The 14,929-nt window shown below is 72.1% G+C and carries 22 protein-coding genes and 1 pseudogene; 6 read left to right on the forward strand and 17 right to left on the reverse strand.

Annotation, left to right across the window (positions count from 1 at the left end):
- Positions 1-46: 46 nt before the first annotated feature.
- Positions 47-985 carry a M56 family metallopeptidase gene (locus E6U81_RS19335; RefSeq protein WP_136231343.1) on the reverse strand — a complete coding sequence of 313 codons (939 nt, stop codon included), beginning with the start codon at positions 983-985 and terminating at the stop codon, positions 47-49.
- An 82-nt stretch (positions 986-1,067) separates the two neighbouring features.
- A complete protein-coding gene (locus E6U81_RS19340; RefSeq protein WP_136231344.1) occupies positions 1,068-1,604 on the reverse strand; it encodes a DUF5134 domain-containing protein in 537 nt (178 codons plus the stop codon).
- Between the two features lie 130 nt (positions 1,605-1,734).
- Between E6U81_RS19340 and E6U81_RS19345 the strand changes: the two genes are divergently transcribed.
- Positions 1,735-2,280, forward strand: a complete 546-nt coding sequence (locus tag E6U81_RS19345; RefSeq protein ID WP_136231345.1) for a GNAT family N-acetyltransferase — start codon at positions 1,735-1,737, stop codon at positions 2,278-2,280.
- A gap of 17 nt (positions 2,281-2,297) precedes the next feature.
- On the opposite strand, the gene E6U81_RS19350 is transcribed toward E6U81_RS19345, so the two are convergent.
- On the reverse strand, positions 2,298-2,990 hold the full coding sequence (locus E6U81_RS19350; RefSeq protein WP_136231346.1) for a glycerophosphodiester phosphodiesterase family protein: 693 nt from the start codon (positions 2,988-2,990) through the stop codon (positions 2,298-2,300).
- 191 nt (positions 2,991-3,181) lie between these two features.
- Positions 3,182-3,787, reverse strand: coding sequence for a PadR family transcriptional regulator (locus tag E6U81_RS19355; RefSeq protein ID WP_240803906.1), 606 nt, complete (start codon positions 3,785-3,787; stop codon positions 3,182-3,184).
- Positions 3,788-3,869: 82 nt separating this feature from the next.
- On the opposite strand from E6U81_RS19355, the pseudogene E6U81_RS19360 reads away from it, so the two are divergent.
- Together E6U81_RS19360 and E6U81_RS19365 are read left to right on the forward strand one after the other, a co-directional pair.
- Positions 3,870-4,046, forward strand: a pseudogene (locus tag E6U81_RS19360) (LLM class flavin-dependent oxidoreductase); the annotation flags it as partial.
- A 65-nt stretch (positions 4,047-4,111) separates the two neighbouring features.
- Complete coding sequence (locus tag E6U81_RS19365) at positions 4,112-4,300, forward strand: hypothetical protein (protein ID WP_136231348.1); 189 nt, start codon at positions 4,112-4,114, stop codon at positions 4,298-4,300.
- A 60-nt stretch (positions 4,301-4,360) separates the two neighbouring features.
- On the opposite strand, the gene E6U81_RS19370 is transcribed toward E6U81_RS19365, so the two are convergent.
- Positions 4,361-4,558 (reverse strand): hypothetical protein, encoded by a 198-nt coding sequence (locus tag E6U81_RS19370; protein WP_136231349.1) that lies wholly within the window; start codon positions 4,556-4,558, stop codon positions 4,361-4,363.
- A gap of 173 nt (positions 4,559-4,731) precedes the next feature.
- On the opposite strand from E6U81_RS19370, the gene E6U81_RS19375 reads away from it, so the two are divergent.
- Entirely contained in the window at positions 4,732-4,968 is a 237-nt protein-coding gene (locus E6U81_RS19375) for a helix-turn-helix transcriptional regulator (RefSeq protein ID WP_136231350.1), read from the forward strand.
- A 43-nt stretch (positions 4,969-5,011) separates the two neighbouring features.
- Here E6U81_RS19375 and E6U81_RS19380 read toward each other — a convergent pair whose 3' ends face one another.
- From E6U81_RS19380 to E6U81_RS19390, 4 genes are all read right to left on the reverse strand, one after another.
- Positions 5,012-5,242 carry a hypothetical protein gene (locus E6U81_RS19380; protein WP_136231351.1) on the reverse strand — a complete coding sequence of 77 codons (231 nt, stop codon included), beginning with the start codon at positions 5,240-5,242 and terminating at the stop codon, positions 5,012-5,014.
- A gap of 23 nt (positions 5,243-5,265) precedes the next feature.
- The gene (locus E6U81_RS19385; RefSeq protein WP_240803907.1) at positions 5,266-5,847 is read right to left on the reverse strand and encodes a hypothetical protein; all 582 of its coding nucleotides are present in this window, start codon (positions 5,845-5,847) and stop codon (positions 5,266-5,268) included.
- Between the two features lie 118 nt (positions 5,848-5,965).
- Entirely contained in the window at positions 5,966-6,124 is a 159-nt protein-coding gene (locus tag E6U81_RS39895; RefSeq protein WP_168714671.1) for a hypothetical protein, read from the reverse strand.
- Positions 6,121-6,348, reverse strand: coding sequence for a hypothetical protein (locus tag E6U81_RS19390; protein ID WP_136231352.1), 228 nt, complete (start codon positions 6,346-6,348; stop codon positions 6,121-6,123). The genes E6U81_RS39895 and E6U81_RS19390 overlap by 4 nt, the downstream gene beginning before the upstream one ends.
- A 178-nt stretch (positions 6,349-6,526) precedes the next feature.
- On the opposite strand from E6U81_RS19390, the gene E6U81_RS19395 reads away from it, so the two are divergent.
- The gene (locus tag E6U81_RS19395) at positions 6,527-7,774 is read left to right on the forward strand and encodes a Twin-arginine translocation pathway signal (protein WP_240803908.1); all 1,248 of its coding nucleotides are present in this window, start codon (positions 6,527-6,529) and stop codon (positions 7,772-7,774) included.
- 1 nt (position 7,775) lies between these two features.
- Positions 7,776-8,090 (forward strand): 4a-hydroxytetrahydrobiopterin dehydratase, encoded by a 315-nt coding sequence (locus E6U81_RS19400; protein ID WP_136231354.1) that lies wholly within the window; start codon positions 7,776-7,778, stop codon positions 8,088-8,090.
- 59 nt (positions 8,091-8,149) lie between these two features.
- On the opposite strand, the gene E6U81_RS19405 is transcribed toward E6U81_RS19400, so the two are convergent.
- The 8 genes from E6U81_RS19405 to E6U81_RS19440 form a co-directional block, all read right to left on the reverse strand.
- Positions 8,150-9,508, reverse strand: a complete 1,359-nt coding sequence (locus E6U81_RS19405; RefSeq protein ID WP_136231355.1) for a collagen-like protein — start codon at positions 9,506-9,508, stop codon at positions 8,150-8,152.
- 37 nt (positions 9,509-9,545) lie between these two features.
- Positions 9,546-9,914 carry a hypothetical protein gene (locus tag E6U81_RS19410; RefSeq protein ID WP_136231356.1) on the reverse strand — a complete coding sequence of 123 codons (369 nt, stop codon included), beginning with the start codon at positions 9,912-9,914 and terminating at the stop codon, positions 9,546-9,548.
- Positions 9,904-10,335, reverse strand: coding sequence for a hypothetical protein (locus E6U81_RS19415; protein ID WP_136231357.1), 432 nt, complete (start codon positions 10,333-10,335; stop codon positions 9,904-9,906). Before E6U81_RS19415 ends, E6U81_RS19410 begins: the two co-directional genes overlap by 11 nt.
- Positions 10,335-10,595: a hypothetical protein gene (locus E6U81_RS19420; RefSeq protein WP_136231358.1), complete on the reverse strand. Its 261-nt coding sequence runs from the start codon at positions 10,593-10,595 to the stop codon at positions 10,335-10,337. The genes E6U81_RS19415 and E6U81_RS19420 overlap by 1 nt, the downstream gene beginning before the upstream one ends.
- Before the next feature lie 2 nt (positions 10,596-10,597).
- On the reverse strand, positions 10,598-11,356 hold the full coding sequence (locus E6U81_RS19425) for an N-acetylmuramoyl-L-alanine amidase (RefSeq protein ID WP_136231359.1): 759 nt from the start codon (positions 11,354-11,356) through the stop codon (positions 10,598-10,600).
- Positions 11,356-11,631: a hypothetical protein gene (locus E6U81_RS19430; RefSeq protein WP_136231360.1), complete on the reverse strand. Its 276-nt coding sequence runs from the start codon at positions 11,629-11,631 to the stop codon at positions 11,356-11,358. Before E6U81_RS19430 ends, E6U81_RS19425 begins: the two co-directional genes overlap by 1 nt.
- A 66-nt stretch (positions 11,632-11,697) precedes the next feature.
- On the reverse strand, positions 11,698-12,201 hold the full coding sequence (locus E6U81_RS19435) for a hypothetical protein (protein WP_136231361.1): 504 nt from the start codon (positions 12,199-12,201) through the stop codon (positions 11,698-11,700).
- 8 nt (positions 12,202-12,209) lie between these two features.
- Positions 12,210-14,921, reverse strand: coding sequence for a hypothetical protein (locus E6U81_RS19440; RefSeq protein WP_136231362.1), 2,712 nt, complete (start codon positions 14,919-14,921; stop codon positions 12,210-12,212).
- Between the last annotated feature and the right edge of the window lie 8 nt (positions 14,922-14,929).

A 14,929-nucleotide genomic window follows, 5' to 3' on the forward strand; every position in this document is an offset into this window, starting at 1 on the left:
AGAGGGATCCTCGCACCGGCGGCGCCCGGGCGAGGTCGGGCTCGCGCTACGCCAGGGCGCTCAGCCCGGGTACGAAGGCCACCAGCAGCGGGATCGCCGGTACCAGGGTCGCCAGCGCGGTCAGCCGCAGCCGGCGGCCCGGGGAGAGCCGGGGCGCGGCCGACAGCAGCCTGCGCACCCGCTGCGGGACGTGCGCCTCCGGGGCGGAGGAGGCCGCGAACACCCCTCGGTCCTCGTTGAGTCCGACGAGCGCCAGCGCGACCGTCAGCCGCCCGAACCGCCGCGAGGCCATGTCGTCGGCGGCCAGCTCCACCAGCCGGTGCATCTCCGCCTCGAAGGCCGCGAAGACCGGCACCTGCGGGAAGCCCCGGGCCAGCGCCCGCGAACAGTGCAGCAGCCAGTCGTGCCGGGCCGCGGCGTGCCCCTGCTCGTGTGCCATCACGGCATCCAGCTGGCTGCCCTTGAGCCGGCCCAGCGCCGCCGTCGTGACCACCAGCTGCGGGGACGCACCCGGCAGCCACCAGGCGTCCGGCCGCGGGCCCTCCAGTACGACGAGCCGCGCGCCCACGGGGTCCTCCCCGGGCAGCAGCGGGGCCCGCACCAGCAGTTCGCTGCCCTGCGCGCGCCGCCGGGCCCGGGCCCTCAGCACCTCCCCGGTCAGCATCGCCCCGGTCCACAGGCCGCCGCCCGCGAGGGCGAGGGCGGTGGCCGCGGCCCACGGGCCGCCGGACGCGCCCAGCGCGTACGCGTCGACCACCCCGTGCGGGGCGGCGGCGAAGAGCCGGCCCCGGACCGCCTGCCAGGCCGCCGCGGCGCTCAGCAGCATGGACAGCCCGAAGCACAGGAGCACCGCGCCGACCACGCACTGCCACACCCACAGGGCCACGACCGGTTCTCGTTCGGGCCACTGGGCCCGGGCCAGCAGACGGGGGGCGAGCACCGCGGTCAGGGCGCCGAGCACGAGGAGGGCGGCGGGGACCATCATGGCCACCAGCCTATGAGCGCCGGGCTACCTCCGGGTATGAGACGGGGTCATTGGTGACGCAGGACACGTTTGCCCGGCGTCGTCACATCGACAGCAGCATTGCCAACATCCCCATTCCCATGGCGAGTCGGCAGGCCCTGACGAGCTCCGCGGACGTGGTGTACAAGGGCTCGGGGGACGGACCACCCGCGGTGACCAGCCGCGTGCCGCCGAGCACCACGTAGCCGGCGTAGTAGAGCAGGAGCGTCCCGGTCAGCAGCGGGAGCCCGGCGCCCTGCCCGTGGCCGTGCCCGCCGCCGGAACCCGCCGCGGCTGCCATGTAGACCATCGCCAGCGACCCCACCAGGTGGTGCGCGTGGTGCGCCCCGCCCCGCAGCAGCCACAGGGCGTGCAGGGCCGCGGCGCAGAAGACCGCGCCCAGCACGGGCGGCCGCCACCCGCCGCCGTCCCCGAGGGGCACCGCCATCAGCGCCATGCCGAACCCCATCACCGCCTCCCCGGCGGCGGCCCCGCCCCCTCCGCGCACCCGCCGCAGGCAGTACGCACCGCTCACCGCACACAGCAGGACCAGCAGCCAGGAGGAGACGCAGGCGGAGAGGGACGAGGCGGATCCGTGCACGGCGGAACCTCCCGGTTCGTCGGCGTCACGGGGAGAGATGCCCTTCTCATACGGCCCTCACTCGGCTCCGGGATAGGCTCTCCCTGCCGTCCCAGGCATGTCATATGCCACCGCATCGAACGGAGCGCCCATGTCGACCGCCCAGCCCGCAGCCCTCAGCTTCCGCAGTGCCGTCGAGTCGGACGTGCCGGAACTGGTGGCGCTCGTGGAGTCGGCGTACCGCGGGGACGCCAGTCGGGCCGGCTGGACCACCGAGGCGGACTACCTGGACGGCCAGCGCACCGACCCGGACGGGGTCCGCGCCGTCATCGACAGCGAGGACGGGGTCCTGCTCGTCGTCGAGCGCTCGGGCGGGCTCGTCGCCTGCTGCCACATCGAACACCGCGGCGACCACGCCTACTTCGGCATGTTCGCCGTTCGTCCGGGTCTCCAGGGCGGCGGCCTCGGCAGGGAGATCCTCGCCGAGGCGGAGCGCCGCGCCCGCGAGACGTGGGGCGCCCGGGAGATGCGGATGACGGTGGTGAACGTGCGGGAGGAGCTCATCGCCTACTACGTGCGCCGCGGCTACCGGCGCACCGGCGAGCTGAGCCCCTTCCCGTACGGCGACGAGCGCTTCGGCATCCCGCTCCGCGACGACCTCGCCTTCGAACTGCTGGTCAAGCCGCTCCAGCCGTGAGCCGCCCGCCCACCCCCTCAGGCGGTGAAGCGGCCCGTGCTGCGGATCTCCGGGAAGTCCGTGGCCACGCCGTCCAGTCCGAGCGCCCGCGCCAGCCGCAGCTGGTCGAGGGTGTTGACCGCGAGGCCCGTCACCCGCAGGCCGGCCGTGTGCGCCGCCTCCACCGTCTCCAGGGCGATCCGGTGGATGTCGAGGGCGACCGTCGCCGCACCGGCGGCCAGCGCCCGGCCCACGACCGCCTCGGTGCCGCCGTCGAGGGAGCGCACGAGCAGGGTGGTCCGCACGCCCGGCACCCGGCGGGCCGCCCCGGCGAGCACCGCCTCGTGCGCCGAGGCGATCTCCACCCGCGAGACGAGGTCGCGGCGCAGGATCAGCTCCGCGAGCACGCCGGCCGCGGCCTGGTCCCCGACGCACGCGTGGAGCGGTGACCGGACCGTGTCCAGCACCTCCTCGAACACCGGGACGCGCTCGCCCTGACCGGCGTCCAGCCCGCGCAGCTCGGCCAGGGTCAGGTCGGCGACGGCTCCCGAGCCGTCGGTGGTCCGGTCCACCTCGGGGTCGTGCACGGCGACGAGGACGCCGTCCTTGCTCAGCCGGAGGTCCAGGGCGATGGCGTCCATGCCGGAACGTTCCGCTCGGACGAACGACCGGAGGGTGTTCTCCGGTTCGACGCCCATGACCCCGCGGTGACCGATGGTGAGGAAAGTCAAGGTTCTCTCGCTTCCGTCGACGGCGGCTCCCCGCGCGGTCGCGGTGTCCCTACCGGCCGCGCGCGATGAGGTCGCATGCTAGTGCGCCGCCCGTGGATAGGGACCGCCCGTGCACGGCCCCGCGGGAGCGCCACCGACCGCTTCCCGCCAGGGTTGTGCGCCCCCGGGAGGCCTTCCCCGGCCGTGCCGCGTCACCCGGGCGTGGGCGCGTCCCCGCCGGCTTGACGCCCGGCCGCCCCGTCCTGCGGGGAGAGTTCCGCCAGGTCTGCCAACAGGGCCTCGCCCAGCTCCAGTTCGGCCAGGTGCCGGCGCTCGCTCCAGCGCAGGGCGAGGCCCGGGAAGGCCCATTCCGGCACATCGGCCGCCTGCTCCACGGCCTCCCGCACGGCAGCCAGTTCGCCCCGGGTGCGCTCCAGGTGCTCGCCGACCATCGCGCGCAGCCGCGCCGGTTCGGCCAGGTGGCCGAGCCAGATCCGCAGTAGCAGCCCGTGCTTGAGGACCGGCGGACCGGCCTGCGCGGTGTCGGCGGCCCAGCCCGACAGGGCCTCGCGCCCGGCCCCGGTGATGGCGTACCGGCGCTTGGCCCGCGGCTCCTCCGGCCCCGAGCGCGCGGAGGACGCGTACCCCAGTTCCTCCAGACGGCGCAGCTCCGCGTAGATCTGGCTGATGGCCGGCGACCAGTAGAAGAAGCGCAGTGAGGAGTCCGCCCACTTCTTCAGCTCGTAGCCGGTCCGCTCGCCGGGGAAGGACAGCAGGCCGAGAACGGCCCACGCGGTCGCCGGAAGGTCCTGCGTCATCTCTTGCTTCTTCGACATATGACTACTAGTCATATTCCGAATTGAAGTAGCACCGGGCACGCGACGCAACCCTGGAGGCACCGTGAAATTCTCCGTGATCTTCGAAGCTCAGCTTGCCGACCCGACGGTGGAGCGGGAGCACCGCCTCATCCGCGACTGCGTCGAGCAGGCCGTGTTCGCCGAACGCATGGGATTCGACCGGATCTGGGCCGTGGAGCACCACTCTCTGAAGTGGTACGCCCACATGAGCGCTCCCGAGAGCTTTTCATTGCGCATGGGTACGGGTCGGTCTGGACCCGCGCAGTCTAGGGGCCGGGGCCTGCGGTGACCCGAGCCGAGCGGCTCGCCCTGCTCGGCGACGAGGCCGTCGCCCGCGTCCGGCGGGAGGCTGAGGCGGCCCCGCCCATGGACGCGATGCTGCGCGACGCCCTGCGGCGGATCCTGACCCGGCCCGCGCGCCGCGCGGCGCCGGCCGTCCTGCCGGCCGCCGACGGCGTAGGCCTGGCGGCCTGACCCGGACATGACGACGGCCCCGAGGGCGGAGTTCCTCGGGGCCGGTCGCGTGCGGAGGGGTCAGGTTTTGTCGATCAGTTCTCCGATCAGTTGGAGTGCGTCGTCGAGGGAGCTGCGGAGGCTCTCGATCATGACGATGGAGGAGGCGGCCCCGAGGGTGGCGAGGTCGGCGATTCTGGACTGTGCGAGCGCGCGGGCGTCGGCGTCATAGCGGGTCTGCTGCGTGGGGTTGAGCCGCAGGCGGCAAGAGTCCGGCATTTCGTGCACTTTGCATCACCCTGAGTCGTCGTTCGGTGGCTCTGTCAGCACCCTTACGGTTTCAAGCCACTGGCGCAATGGTTATCGGTCAAGCGGTTGGCCGGTACATCAGATCGTGATGGTGTACCCAGCCGGGTACAGACAAACCCTCATGATCGTTACAACGTGGGCGGGTGCTCACCGAACCGCCACCCGCCTGGGTAATCGCCCGCCAGCGGGCCATCGGTGTACGCCTGCGCCAAGCGCGGACCCGCGCGAACCTGTCGCAGGAGCGGCTTGCTGAGCTGGCTGGCATTGACCGGAAGACGGTCGTACGTCTGGAGGGTGGCCAGCGGGACGTTCGCTTGACGGTCTGGCTGAGGCTTGCTCACGCTCTCGGTGTGCCGTTGGCCGACCTCTTACGCGAGTAGCCCCGGCCGGAGGGGGGCAGCCGGCCGGGGCGGTTGACGCTCGTCAGGCTGAGGTGTACTCGCGGTCGCTGGCCCCGCCCCCGCGGCACGCGAGGCACGGCTGGCTGTAAACGACCCGGTACTGGCCATCCACCAGGATGGTCCGCCTTAGGTCTCGGCACGCCGAGCACTTGGCGACGGCCACGCCCCTGCGGCGGGGCACCGCGCCCTTACGGCGCAACTCCTGCAGGTGGTTGATCAACGGACCGTAATCGGGGCGTTCCTGCGCGCTCATGTCCGTCAGCCTAGCGAGCATGACTAGTTGGGGTGGTCCGCGCGACAGTTTGCCTCACAGTTCCCGTCGGCACACCCGTTGTCGTGCTGGCAGCTGGCTGCGACGGGGATCCCCTCCAGCGGGCCGGTCCACAGCTCCATGTCGACCTCGAAGCCGGCCTCTCGGATCCGGCCAATGGTGTGGTCGAGGGCGCCCGGCGTGTACCGGGTCGGGTCCGGGAGTTCGGGCAGGTGGTGAACGAACCTGCCGAGTCGCTCGCACAGCTGGGCGTAGACGACGGTGTGCAGGATGAGCGCGTGCCAGCCCTCGTCGACGGTCCGGGACGGGCGCATGCCGCCGGGGAACTGCGCGGCGGCCGCGACGAACTTAAGGCCTTCCAGGGTGATGCGCTCGGCGTTGGTCTGCGACATGTCGGGGTTGTTGCTGGCGACGGTCGCGGCGACGCCCTCGAAGTCGGCGGCGCTGATGAGCGAGCGGGCGTCTCGGCGCTGGGTCAGGGTGAACGTCCCGCCGCCCTGCGGGCGCGTGTCCGAGGTCGGGGCGCCGCCCCGCGGGGCGAACGGGGGCAGGGGGTGTTCGGGGCCGGAGGTGCAGGCAGAGGTCATGGTGTGCTCCTCGGTGAGATTCTGATGGTGCGATGGGCCCGCCCCGGGCGTCCGGCGGGGGGACTGCCGGGCGCGCCGGGGCGGGAGTCTGCTGGTGCCGACGACGGCAGGGGGTGGATCAGGTGATGCCGTGGCGGCCGCCCTGGGAGCAGCCCGGGGCGTGGACCACGGCGCCGCCCTCGGGCCCGCCCAGGGGCAGCGGCTTGGCGCCGCAGCTGCACGGCATGAGCGGCGGGGGCGTGTCCGCCCGCTGCCAGGTGATCTCGTCGGTCGTCACTGGCTGGCCGCCTCGATGTTCGCGACGGCCGTGGACAGTTCGACGCCGCCGCCGTGCGGGCGGATGTAGGCGATGTCCGCCCAGCGGTCCGGTCCGACGGGGCTCCCAGTGTTCTCGACGAGCACGGCCATGAGGATGCCCTCGGTGCCGGACGCGATGTCGCGCACGGGCTGGTGCAAGAGGGCGTGCGGCACGTGCTGGTGTGCGTCGTGCGGGGTGGCCATGGCGGGGCTCCCTCTACCGTCGTCAGCGGGTGGAGTGGCCCGTATACCTGCGGAGTCCAGGGCCACACGAGGATGATGGGCTGGCACGCACATGGGCAGATAGGCCATGCCGTGGCCATCCGCGGCCACGTAACGGCCACGGCCGGGGACAGACGCGATGACACCTCACACTGGGGCCATGAGCCCCCGCAACGACGCGCTCAGGGCCGCCCGGCTCCGGGTGGGCTGGCGCACCATGGAGCAGGCCGCAGCCCAGCTCCAAGCGCACGGACAACGGTTCCTCGACGACCCGCACTACACCGTCAGCGCCCGCACCTGGCGCCGGTGGGAAGGCGGCACGCCCGGCTGGCCGCCGGAAGAGACCGCGACCGTGCTCCACGACGCGCTCGGCCGCTGGCCCGAGGAGCTGGGGTTCACGGCGCCCGCCGGATGGATCCGCCCCGAGGCACATCAAGAGGACGACTTGAAACGCAGGACATTCGTCTCCGTCACCGCGGCCGCCCTGATGCCCGGGCCCGTCGCCACACAGCACGTCGACCCCGCCCTGATCGACTACTTCCAGCAGCAGCTCGAAGGGCACTACCGGGCCGACATGTTCCTCGGCCCGCACGACCTCATCGGCACCGTGTCTGCCCAGTACCAGCTCATCGACAAACTCGTCCGCAGCGCCCGCGGCGAGACCCGGCGCGGCCTGCTCCGGGTCGGAGCCGCCTACGCCGCGCTCGTCGGCTGGCTCTACCAGGACGCCGGCGACCTCGGCGCCGCCGCGTTCTGGCGCGGGGTCACGCAGGAAATAGCGGTCCGGTCCCGGGACCCTCACCTCATCGGCTACTCCCTCGTCAACCAAGCCCAGGTCCGGACCGACCTCGGCGACGGCCACGGCGTCATCGACCTCTGCGAGGCCGCCCTCGACGACGCGGACCTCCTCGTGCCGAAGGTGAGGATCATGGCCATGCAGCAGCAGGCCCACGGTGCCAGCCTCACCGGGGACCGGGACTCCGTCGACCGGCTCATCGACACCGCGGACGGGCTGCTCGCACGGGTCGATGACGACTTGCCGTGGGGCAATGCCTGCCGCCGGACACCGGGCTACCTGGAGGTGCAGCGGGCCACCTGCTACGGCCGGCTCGGCCTCGGTTCGGAGGCCGACCGGCTGTGGACGCAGGTGCTTGCTGCGGTGCCCGCCACCGCGCGCCGGGACCGCGGCGTGTACCTCGCCCGGCATGCCACCGCCGTAGCCGTGTCGCGGGACCCGGATCACGCGGTCGAGATCGCGCGCGAGGCGGCGACCATCGCGGTCGAGACCCGGTCGGTGCGGATGCTGCGCGAACTCGGGGCGCTGGAGCGGGCCATGCAGCCATGGCACGATGCGCCGGTAGGCCGGGACCTCGCCGAGGTTCTGGGGCCCGTGAACGAGGGGAGCTGACATGGGCGTACCGAAGCCGTTGACGCACGAGGAGATCGCCGAGCACTTGGCGGCGCTGCCCGGGTGGGAGCAGGTGGGCGACGAGATTACCCGCGCCTACCCGATCCGCTACCACGCGGCCGTGGCCGCGATCGTGACGATCGCCGACCGGTCCCGTCGGATTCAGCATCACGCCGACCTCGACCTGAGGATCGACCACCTGCGCGCCAGCATTACCACGCACGACGCCGGGAACCGGCTCACCGCAGCCGACTTCGACCTCGCCCGGCGCATCGACGCGATCGTCGCCGCGCACCAGGCCCTGCCGCTCGACTGACCCCGGACACGACGAAAGCGCCCCCTCCCGCCCGAAGGCGAGAGGGGGCGTTGTGCTGTTCAGACGATCCGGGTCAGCCGAAGCCAACTGCCAGTCTTGACGATGGTCGGGGTGCCAGAGGAAGCGGTCTGCGCCCAACGCAGCTGCAGCGACCCCGCGGTCCCACCGACAGTCAGCCGACCGGCCGGCCGTACTGAGGACCCGGCCGCAATGATGCCGACGCCGGACGAGGTCGCCGCGTCGTTCCGCTGGAGCTTGATCGACCCAATGTTGTTGGTATTGCCCGCGCTGATCCCGCCCTCCGTCCACGACATCGTCGCCCCGGCCGGAACCGACCAGCCGATCGTCAGATCGCCAGCCGGGTCGGCCTCGACGTCGAGGAACAGATCGACCGCGTACCAGCCTCCGGCCGCCACGCTGAGCGTGAGGTGATCGTCGTCCTGGAGAGAGGTACTGCTGGTGACCGACTCGTCGGCGGTCTTCACCGCGATGCGGGTCTCAGCCTCCGCCGAGGTCATCCGCGTCTCCAGGTCCGTGATACGGAGCAGCGCATCGTCCAGGAAGCCGTTCAAGGCGTTGCCGCTGCTGAGCGGGTAGAACTGGCCGGTGGCCCATGCGCGGTCGCCGTGCGGGTCGGACGCGGCCGCGTGAGCCGTCACCTTCCCCGTGGCGCCAGCCGTCGTCTCCAGGGCCGCTGTGTCCGTGATGCCGTGCACCGCGGTGCTGTCCGCCGCGTGCACCGACAGGGCGGCGGCCGCAGTGGCCTCCGCGGCGGCCTGCGCACCGTCTGCCTTGGTCTGCGCGGCGGCCGGGGTCTCGGCGCCGATCGCCGCCGGGGTGACCGGGTCCGTACCGCCGGAGCCGTGCGAGGTGGCGTGCGCGGTGGGCGTTCGGGAGTTCGTTGTCGTCGGGTCGGTGGAGCGCAGAGCGGTGTCTGCGCCCGCGCCGGCCGCGCCGAGCGGGGGCTGGGGGCCTGCCGGGCCGGTCGCGCCCTGCTCGCCTTGCGGGCCCTGCACGCCGATAGCACCCGTAGGCCCGGTAGCGCCCGTGGGGCCAGCCGGGCCCGTTGCGCCTGTCGGCCCGGTGGCGCCGCGCACATAGCCGGGCAGGCCCGGATCGGCCACGACCAGATCGTCGATGTGGAGATCCCCCACCCCGTCCGGCACCTCAAACACCCGTCGGCGGACCGGCACCCCGCCGACGGCCTCCACGAGCCGGTAGTAGCGGCCCGTCGCCGGCTCAATGCCCGGCTCGTCGGTCGGCAGCAGCAGCGCCGACCATGCCCCGTCCACCACCGGCACCGCAGTGTCCGGGGCGGCCAGAACCCGGTCGCCGGCCTCGTCCGTCCAGCGGCGCGGGATCGCGGACAGAGTCACAGTGACGTCGGCGGCCGGATTGTCAGTGAAGAGGTCGTCCACGCGGCCGCGGACGGTACGTCGGGGCACGGCGGCCTCCTCAGTCGATGCTGTACGGAATGAGCTCCGGCGGCACCGGATCCGGGTCGGTTCCCGCGTCGCGGAGCTGCCGGTGAGCGGAGCGGAGCAGGCGCATCGCCTGCCGGAGAAGCTTCTCCAGGGTGGAGACCTTGACGGTCTGGGCCTCGACGAGCGCCGTGAGGTGGTCCACCTTGCCTTCGAGCGTGGTGATCTTGCCGCTCATGTGCTGCCAGATCTCCGGCGCGACCTCAAGAACAGGCGGGCCGTCGTCCGTGTCAGCCGGACCGATCGGCGCCGCCTTCGGCGCGGACACCCGCGCCACCAGGACAGCACCGATCGCGCCGATCACCGCGATCACCACACCGAGGACAGAGTTGTCACCGCCCATCGGCCACCCCCTCACCTGCGCCTCTGCGCGTCCGCCCCCCTGTAATGACTGCGATCACGACCACCAGGAAGAGCGGCGCGAGGTACAACGGCAGCGATGCCCACGCTGTGTCGACCGAGCCAGTGGCGGCGGCCGCGAGGAACGCGGCGGCCCACCACAGGGGCGGCCCGGCCAGGGCGCCGAATCCGACGACGTCCCGGCCCGGCCGCACTACGGCCGTTACCAGCCCGAGCACGCCGCAGGCGATCCAGAGGCCGCCCCACGCCTCCATACACATCAGGGTGAGGAGCGGGGCCGTTGCGGTGGCGACCCCCGGGCGGTCCGCGACGACCAGCCCGGCGCCGTACCAGACCCACAGGGCGCCGACTCCGGCCAGGGTGACGCCTCGCCACTGGAGGTGCCGCCACAGGGCGGCCAGCACTAGACGCCCTTGGCGAGGCTGGCCGAGTTGCTCACGTCCCGCCAGCGGGCGACGAGGCCCTTGCCGAGGGCGACGACCGCGGCGACACCACCGGCGCCCGCGGCGTACCACATCGACCCGTCGAGCGGCTGCGTGATCACGATGCCGCCGATGGTCCCCTGCAGGAACGTGCTGAGCACGCGCTCCAGGAGGTCGCGGCCGTAGGTTGCGGCGGTCTTAACGACGGTCTCGCCGGAGGGGAAAGCGATCGGGTTGGCCATGGCTAGGCCCCCTTCGTGGTGAGGGCCTTGACGGCCGCGGTGAGTTCGGCGAGCTGCGCCTTGACGGTGCCGAGTTCGGCCTTGACGCTGCCGAGCTCCTTGAAGACGACGTTGTGCCGGTTGTCGGTCCAAGCGAGGATGTCGGCGGCCGACACCTGGCGGCCGTCGGGGATCTCAATGCGGTGGGACCAGAGGTCCGCGGGGGTGGGCATGTCGTCCTCCTGGGACTGGCCGTTGGCCCGGGCGACGATGCCCGGGAAGATCACTTCGCGGAACTGCTTCACCCGGGCATCGCCCGGGCAGTCGGTGCCGCCCTTAGCCCACGCAGCGTGGAGCCGGTGGTACCCGTAGCCGGGGTCCGACGCCGAGCGGCAGATCCGCAACGGGATGTCGGGGTGCTGCTGGTGAAGCCACACGCCGAGCTTGATCAGCTCCTCGACCTGGGAGTTGCTCCAGGGGTCCGTGTGGTTGCTGTTCGACGCCGTCTCGATGGACACCGCGCCCGTACCGTCCGGCCGCAGGTTCGCCAGGTAGTTGGCGTCCGCCCGCGTCTCCGTGCCGATGTACTGGCCGGGCGCGCCGTAGTAGTCGAGCCCGAAGTGCGACTCCAGGTTCGTCGAGTCGCGCCAGTATTCGTAGGTCCGGCGGACGGACCAGGGGGCTGCGATCGAGTGCAGGATGAACTGCGTCGGCCGGATCGCCGGTTGGTTGTCGGACTCCGGCTGGAGCTCCATCCGGACGGCGCCGGAGTACCAGGCCATCAGACACGCTCCGGCCAGTGCCAGGTACCGCCGCGCTGCTCCTCGGAGTACGCGCACCCGCGGTTGAAGAAGACGCCCTCCGGGTTGAGGACGGCGAGCCCAGCGATCCACTGGCCTTCCGTGCCGTTCGGGCAGCCGTCGAAGGGCTCGGCGGTCAGGTACTCGGGGACCTCGGTGATGACGGCCGCGCGGCACTGCGAGGTGTACTCGCCGTCCGGCGTGCCGTAGCTGACGTAGTGGACGACCCGTCCGACGGACGGCTGCTGCTCGGGCACTGAGAGCCTCCAGGGCATGAGAAAAGCCCCCGGCCGACGGCACGGAGGCGATAGGAAGGGGGCGGATCAGGCGATGCGCAGCGCGCGCAGCCACGACCCCGCATAGATCGTCGTAGCCGTGGCATTGGAGGCGTCCTGCGCCCAGCGGAGCGTCATGTTCCCCGCGGTCCCGAACGTCGTGACCGTCGCCGTGATCGACGCGGTGGTCTTCGTGCCACCCGTGCCGTACGTACCGACCGTCAAGTTCCCCGCCGTGGTGCCGTTCGACGCGTACGCCGCGGCCCCGCCCGTCGCGGGCGCGTTCGGCGACCACAGGATCGTCGCCAGCGCCGGTAGGGACCACGTCAACTTGAGGTTGCCGGCGTTGTACACGCCGTCGTAAAACAGGGCGCCCTCGATCGTGTACGTCGACGCTGCGGCCAGCGGAATGATCAGGTGGTTGTCGTCCTGCAGCGCGGTGCTGCTCGTGACCGACTCGTCGGCGGCCTTGATGACGGTGAACGGCTGCATCGACGACAGCAACGCCGCAGTGAGCTTCTGCCCTGCGTAGAGGGACGGATAGGCGGCCATCAGGCTCCTTACAGGGCGAGGATGAGGGGGGTCGCGAGGCCGACCGGAGCGGCCGCCAAGTGCGGTTTGACGATGCCGTTGACGCTGCGGGTGACCGTGAACGTCTGCGGGCTGGAAGCGCCGGACATCGCCGTCACCGTCATCACCTCGCCCCCGATCAGGATGTTGAAGGGCACGTCGGTGGCGTACCAGATCGGGCCCGACGCCGTGGCCACGGACAGGCTCGTGGCGGTCGAGGTGACGCCGGAGACCAGCGTCGAGCCGGCGGTGTCCAGGCGCCCCAGCGTCGAGTCGTCGAGGACGCCGACGTTCCACGGGCCTGCGGGCGAGCAGGTGAGGGTGACCGTCCACTCGAACGTCTTGAACTGGTCCTCGCCGCCCTCCACCAGCAGATCCACCGGGCCCGGCGGCAGCCACGACGGCAAGTCCGTGATCCGGATGACGTCCCCCGGCTGCAGCGCGGCCACGGAGGGCACCAGCTCCGGGTACTTGTGGAGCAGGATCCGGACCTTCGGATACCGGGCCTCGTCCCACGTGCCCCGGTGCAGCAGCCAGCCGGCGATGTCCGGCAGCTGGCCGTCCTCGTAGACGTTCAGGGTGGTGGAGTCGTCGTACAGGCCCACCCCGTCCGGCGGCGGCGCCGTCGACAGCGGCCCGGAGCTGAGCACCGCGCGCGCCGACGAACCGTCCCTGCGCTGTGCCGTGCGGTCGTTGCGCGTGTACCGGTCGTCGTCGGTCTGCTCCAGCGGCGCGACCAGCTGCCCGTACGGGATCGTGACCCGCGGGGCCTGGCTGTACATCGACGCCCGCGTCCGGTAGACGAGGCCGAGGCGTGTCCGGTCCTCGACGAGGATCCCGCCGTCGGCCGCCTCGATCTCGTCGAACAGGTCCAGCAGCTTCGCGGGCCGCTGGGGGCCGAGGCGGGTGTGCAAGCCCGGCCCGTCCGCGATCGACACCGGAATGCCCTCCTCGGCGCACAGGCGCAGCAGGCGGGCGCCGGCCTCCTCGCCGCTGTAGCCGATGTCCGCGTCGAACCATTCGGTCGGGTCCGCGTCCGGGTAGACAACGAGGTGGCCGAGGGCCATCCCGGACAGTAGCGTCCCGAAACCGGTGTCGATGTCCGTGACGCTGCCGGGCGTGCCGGCGACGGAGAAGTTCATGATGTCGCGGAGCCCGAACTCGTCGACAACACCGCAGGTGAAGTCGATGTTGGCGCCGTCCCACTGGGCGGTGAGCTCCAGTCGCCGCCACACGCCGTCGCCGACCGCGGCGGCCGGGGTGAACGCCTGGCTGGTGAGGAGGGCGCCGGCCGTGGAGTACACGTCACAGACGATCTGCGTCGACGTGAACGAGACGACGACGCCGCGGCCGGTGCCGGTCGTCTGGATCGACAGCAGCGCGCTCTTCGAGGCGGGCAGGGCCTCCAGGCTGTACATCATCGCCACGAGATACCCGGTCGTTGACGACGTATACGGCGGGATCGACCCGTGCATCGTCGCCGCCGCCCCGATCGTCGGCAGCGAGGCGGCGCCCGCGCACGACTGGTCCGCCGCGAAGTCGAAGTCCGCGACGCGCAGCGGCTGGACGCCGACGATCGCGGACGCGGCCCGGGTGGAGTCGGAGCCGTCCTCCATCGGCCAGTAGGCGACCGGCCCCGACCCCAACGTCGGCAGCGACCGGCGCAGCGTCGAGGCGAGGGGCTTCGCGCCGCGGCCGAGCCGCCGCAGGATCCCCGCCGCAGCGATCGGCGTCGTCACGTTGAACTCGTTCGTCCACCGCGGCGTCATGTCCGCCGCCTCCAGCACCGCCCGCGTCCGCCGGCTGGTGATGAGGCCGGTGGCGGCGCTCCAGGACCGCCCGGCAGCGTCCGACCACGAAGTCGTCCCGGACGCCAACCCGCTGAACACCGGGTTCGCGACCGCGCTGCCGCCGATCCCTGACCGGACCTCGATCGCGTGGTACTCCCGGGCGATCGGCTCGAACGCCAGGGCGCCGATATCGCCGACCTGGAGGTCCGCCGTCGAGTTGAAAATCGAGGTGGCGCCGCCAGCGGTGGTGATGTCCGGGGTGCCGAGCTGGGTCCACGGTCCGGCGATCGTGTCGGCCGTGTAGTAGGTGACCGTGTACCCGCCGAGCCCGTTGGACACGTCGAGGGTGACGCGGATCGCGCCCCGCTGCCCGGGCGCGAACGGCACCTCCGCGTCGGAGCCGAGGACGGTGCCCGTGACCCCGTTCGTGGACCAGCCGAACGCCAAGCGTCCGGAGTCCTGCATGCGCAAATACCAGGACTGCTGGCCAACGATGCCCCACTTCCCCATCACCTCCCAGCCGGAGGAGGCGGTGGTGCCGCCCCAGAGGGCGGGGGTGAGGTCGGCGCGGACGTCGATGTCCCCGACGATGTCGAGGGCGGCCGCGTCCGGGGTGGAGGCGCGGCCGATGCTGTCCGGCGGCACCACGAGGGCGACGTTGGCGCCGCCGTGGGTGATCCGGGTCGGCGTGTTGCGGCCGAGCTCCCCGTAGTACGGGCTGTTCGGGTTGCGGGTGGAGTACTTGCCGTCGGCGTTCTTCAGGGTCAGCGAGGCCGCCGCCGGGTCCGTGCGGGACCCCTCCGCGCGGCGGCCCCAGCTGTAGGTAACGGCCTGCGAGTGGAGCATGTCGTCCGTGACGGACGTGTAGGACCCGCCGGGCTGCAGCTCGACGTCGATGTCCGGCACGGCCATAGAGGGGT

Source organism: Streptomyces sp. A0592 (assembly GCF_004795115.1).
GTDB classification, from domain to species: Bacteria; Actinomycetota; Actinomycetes; order Streptomycetales; family Streptomycetaceae; genus Streptomyces; species Streptomyces erythrochromogenes.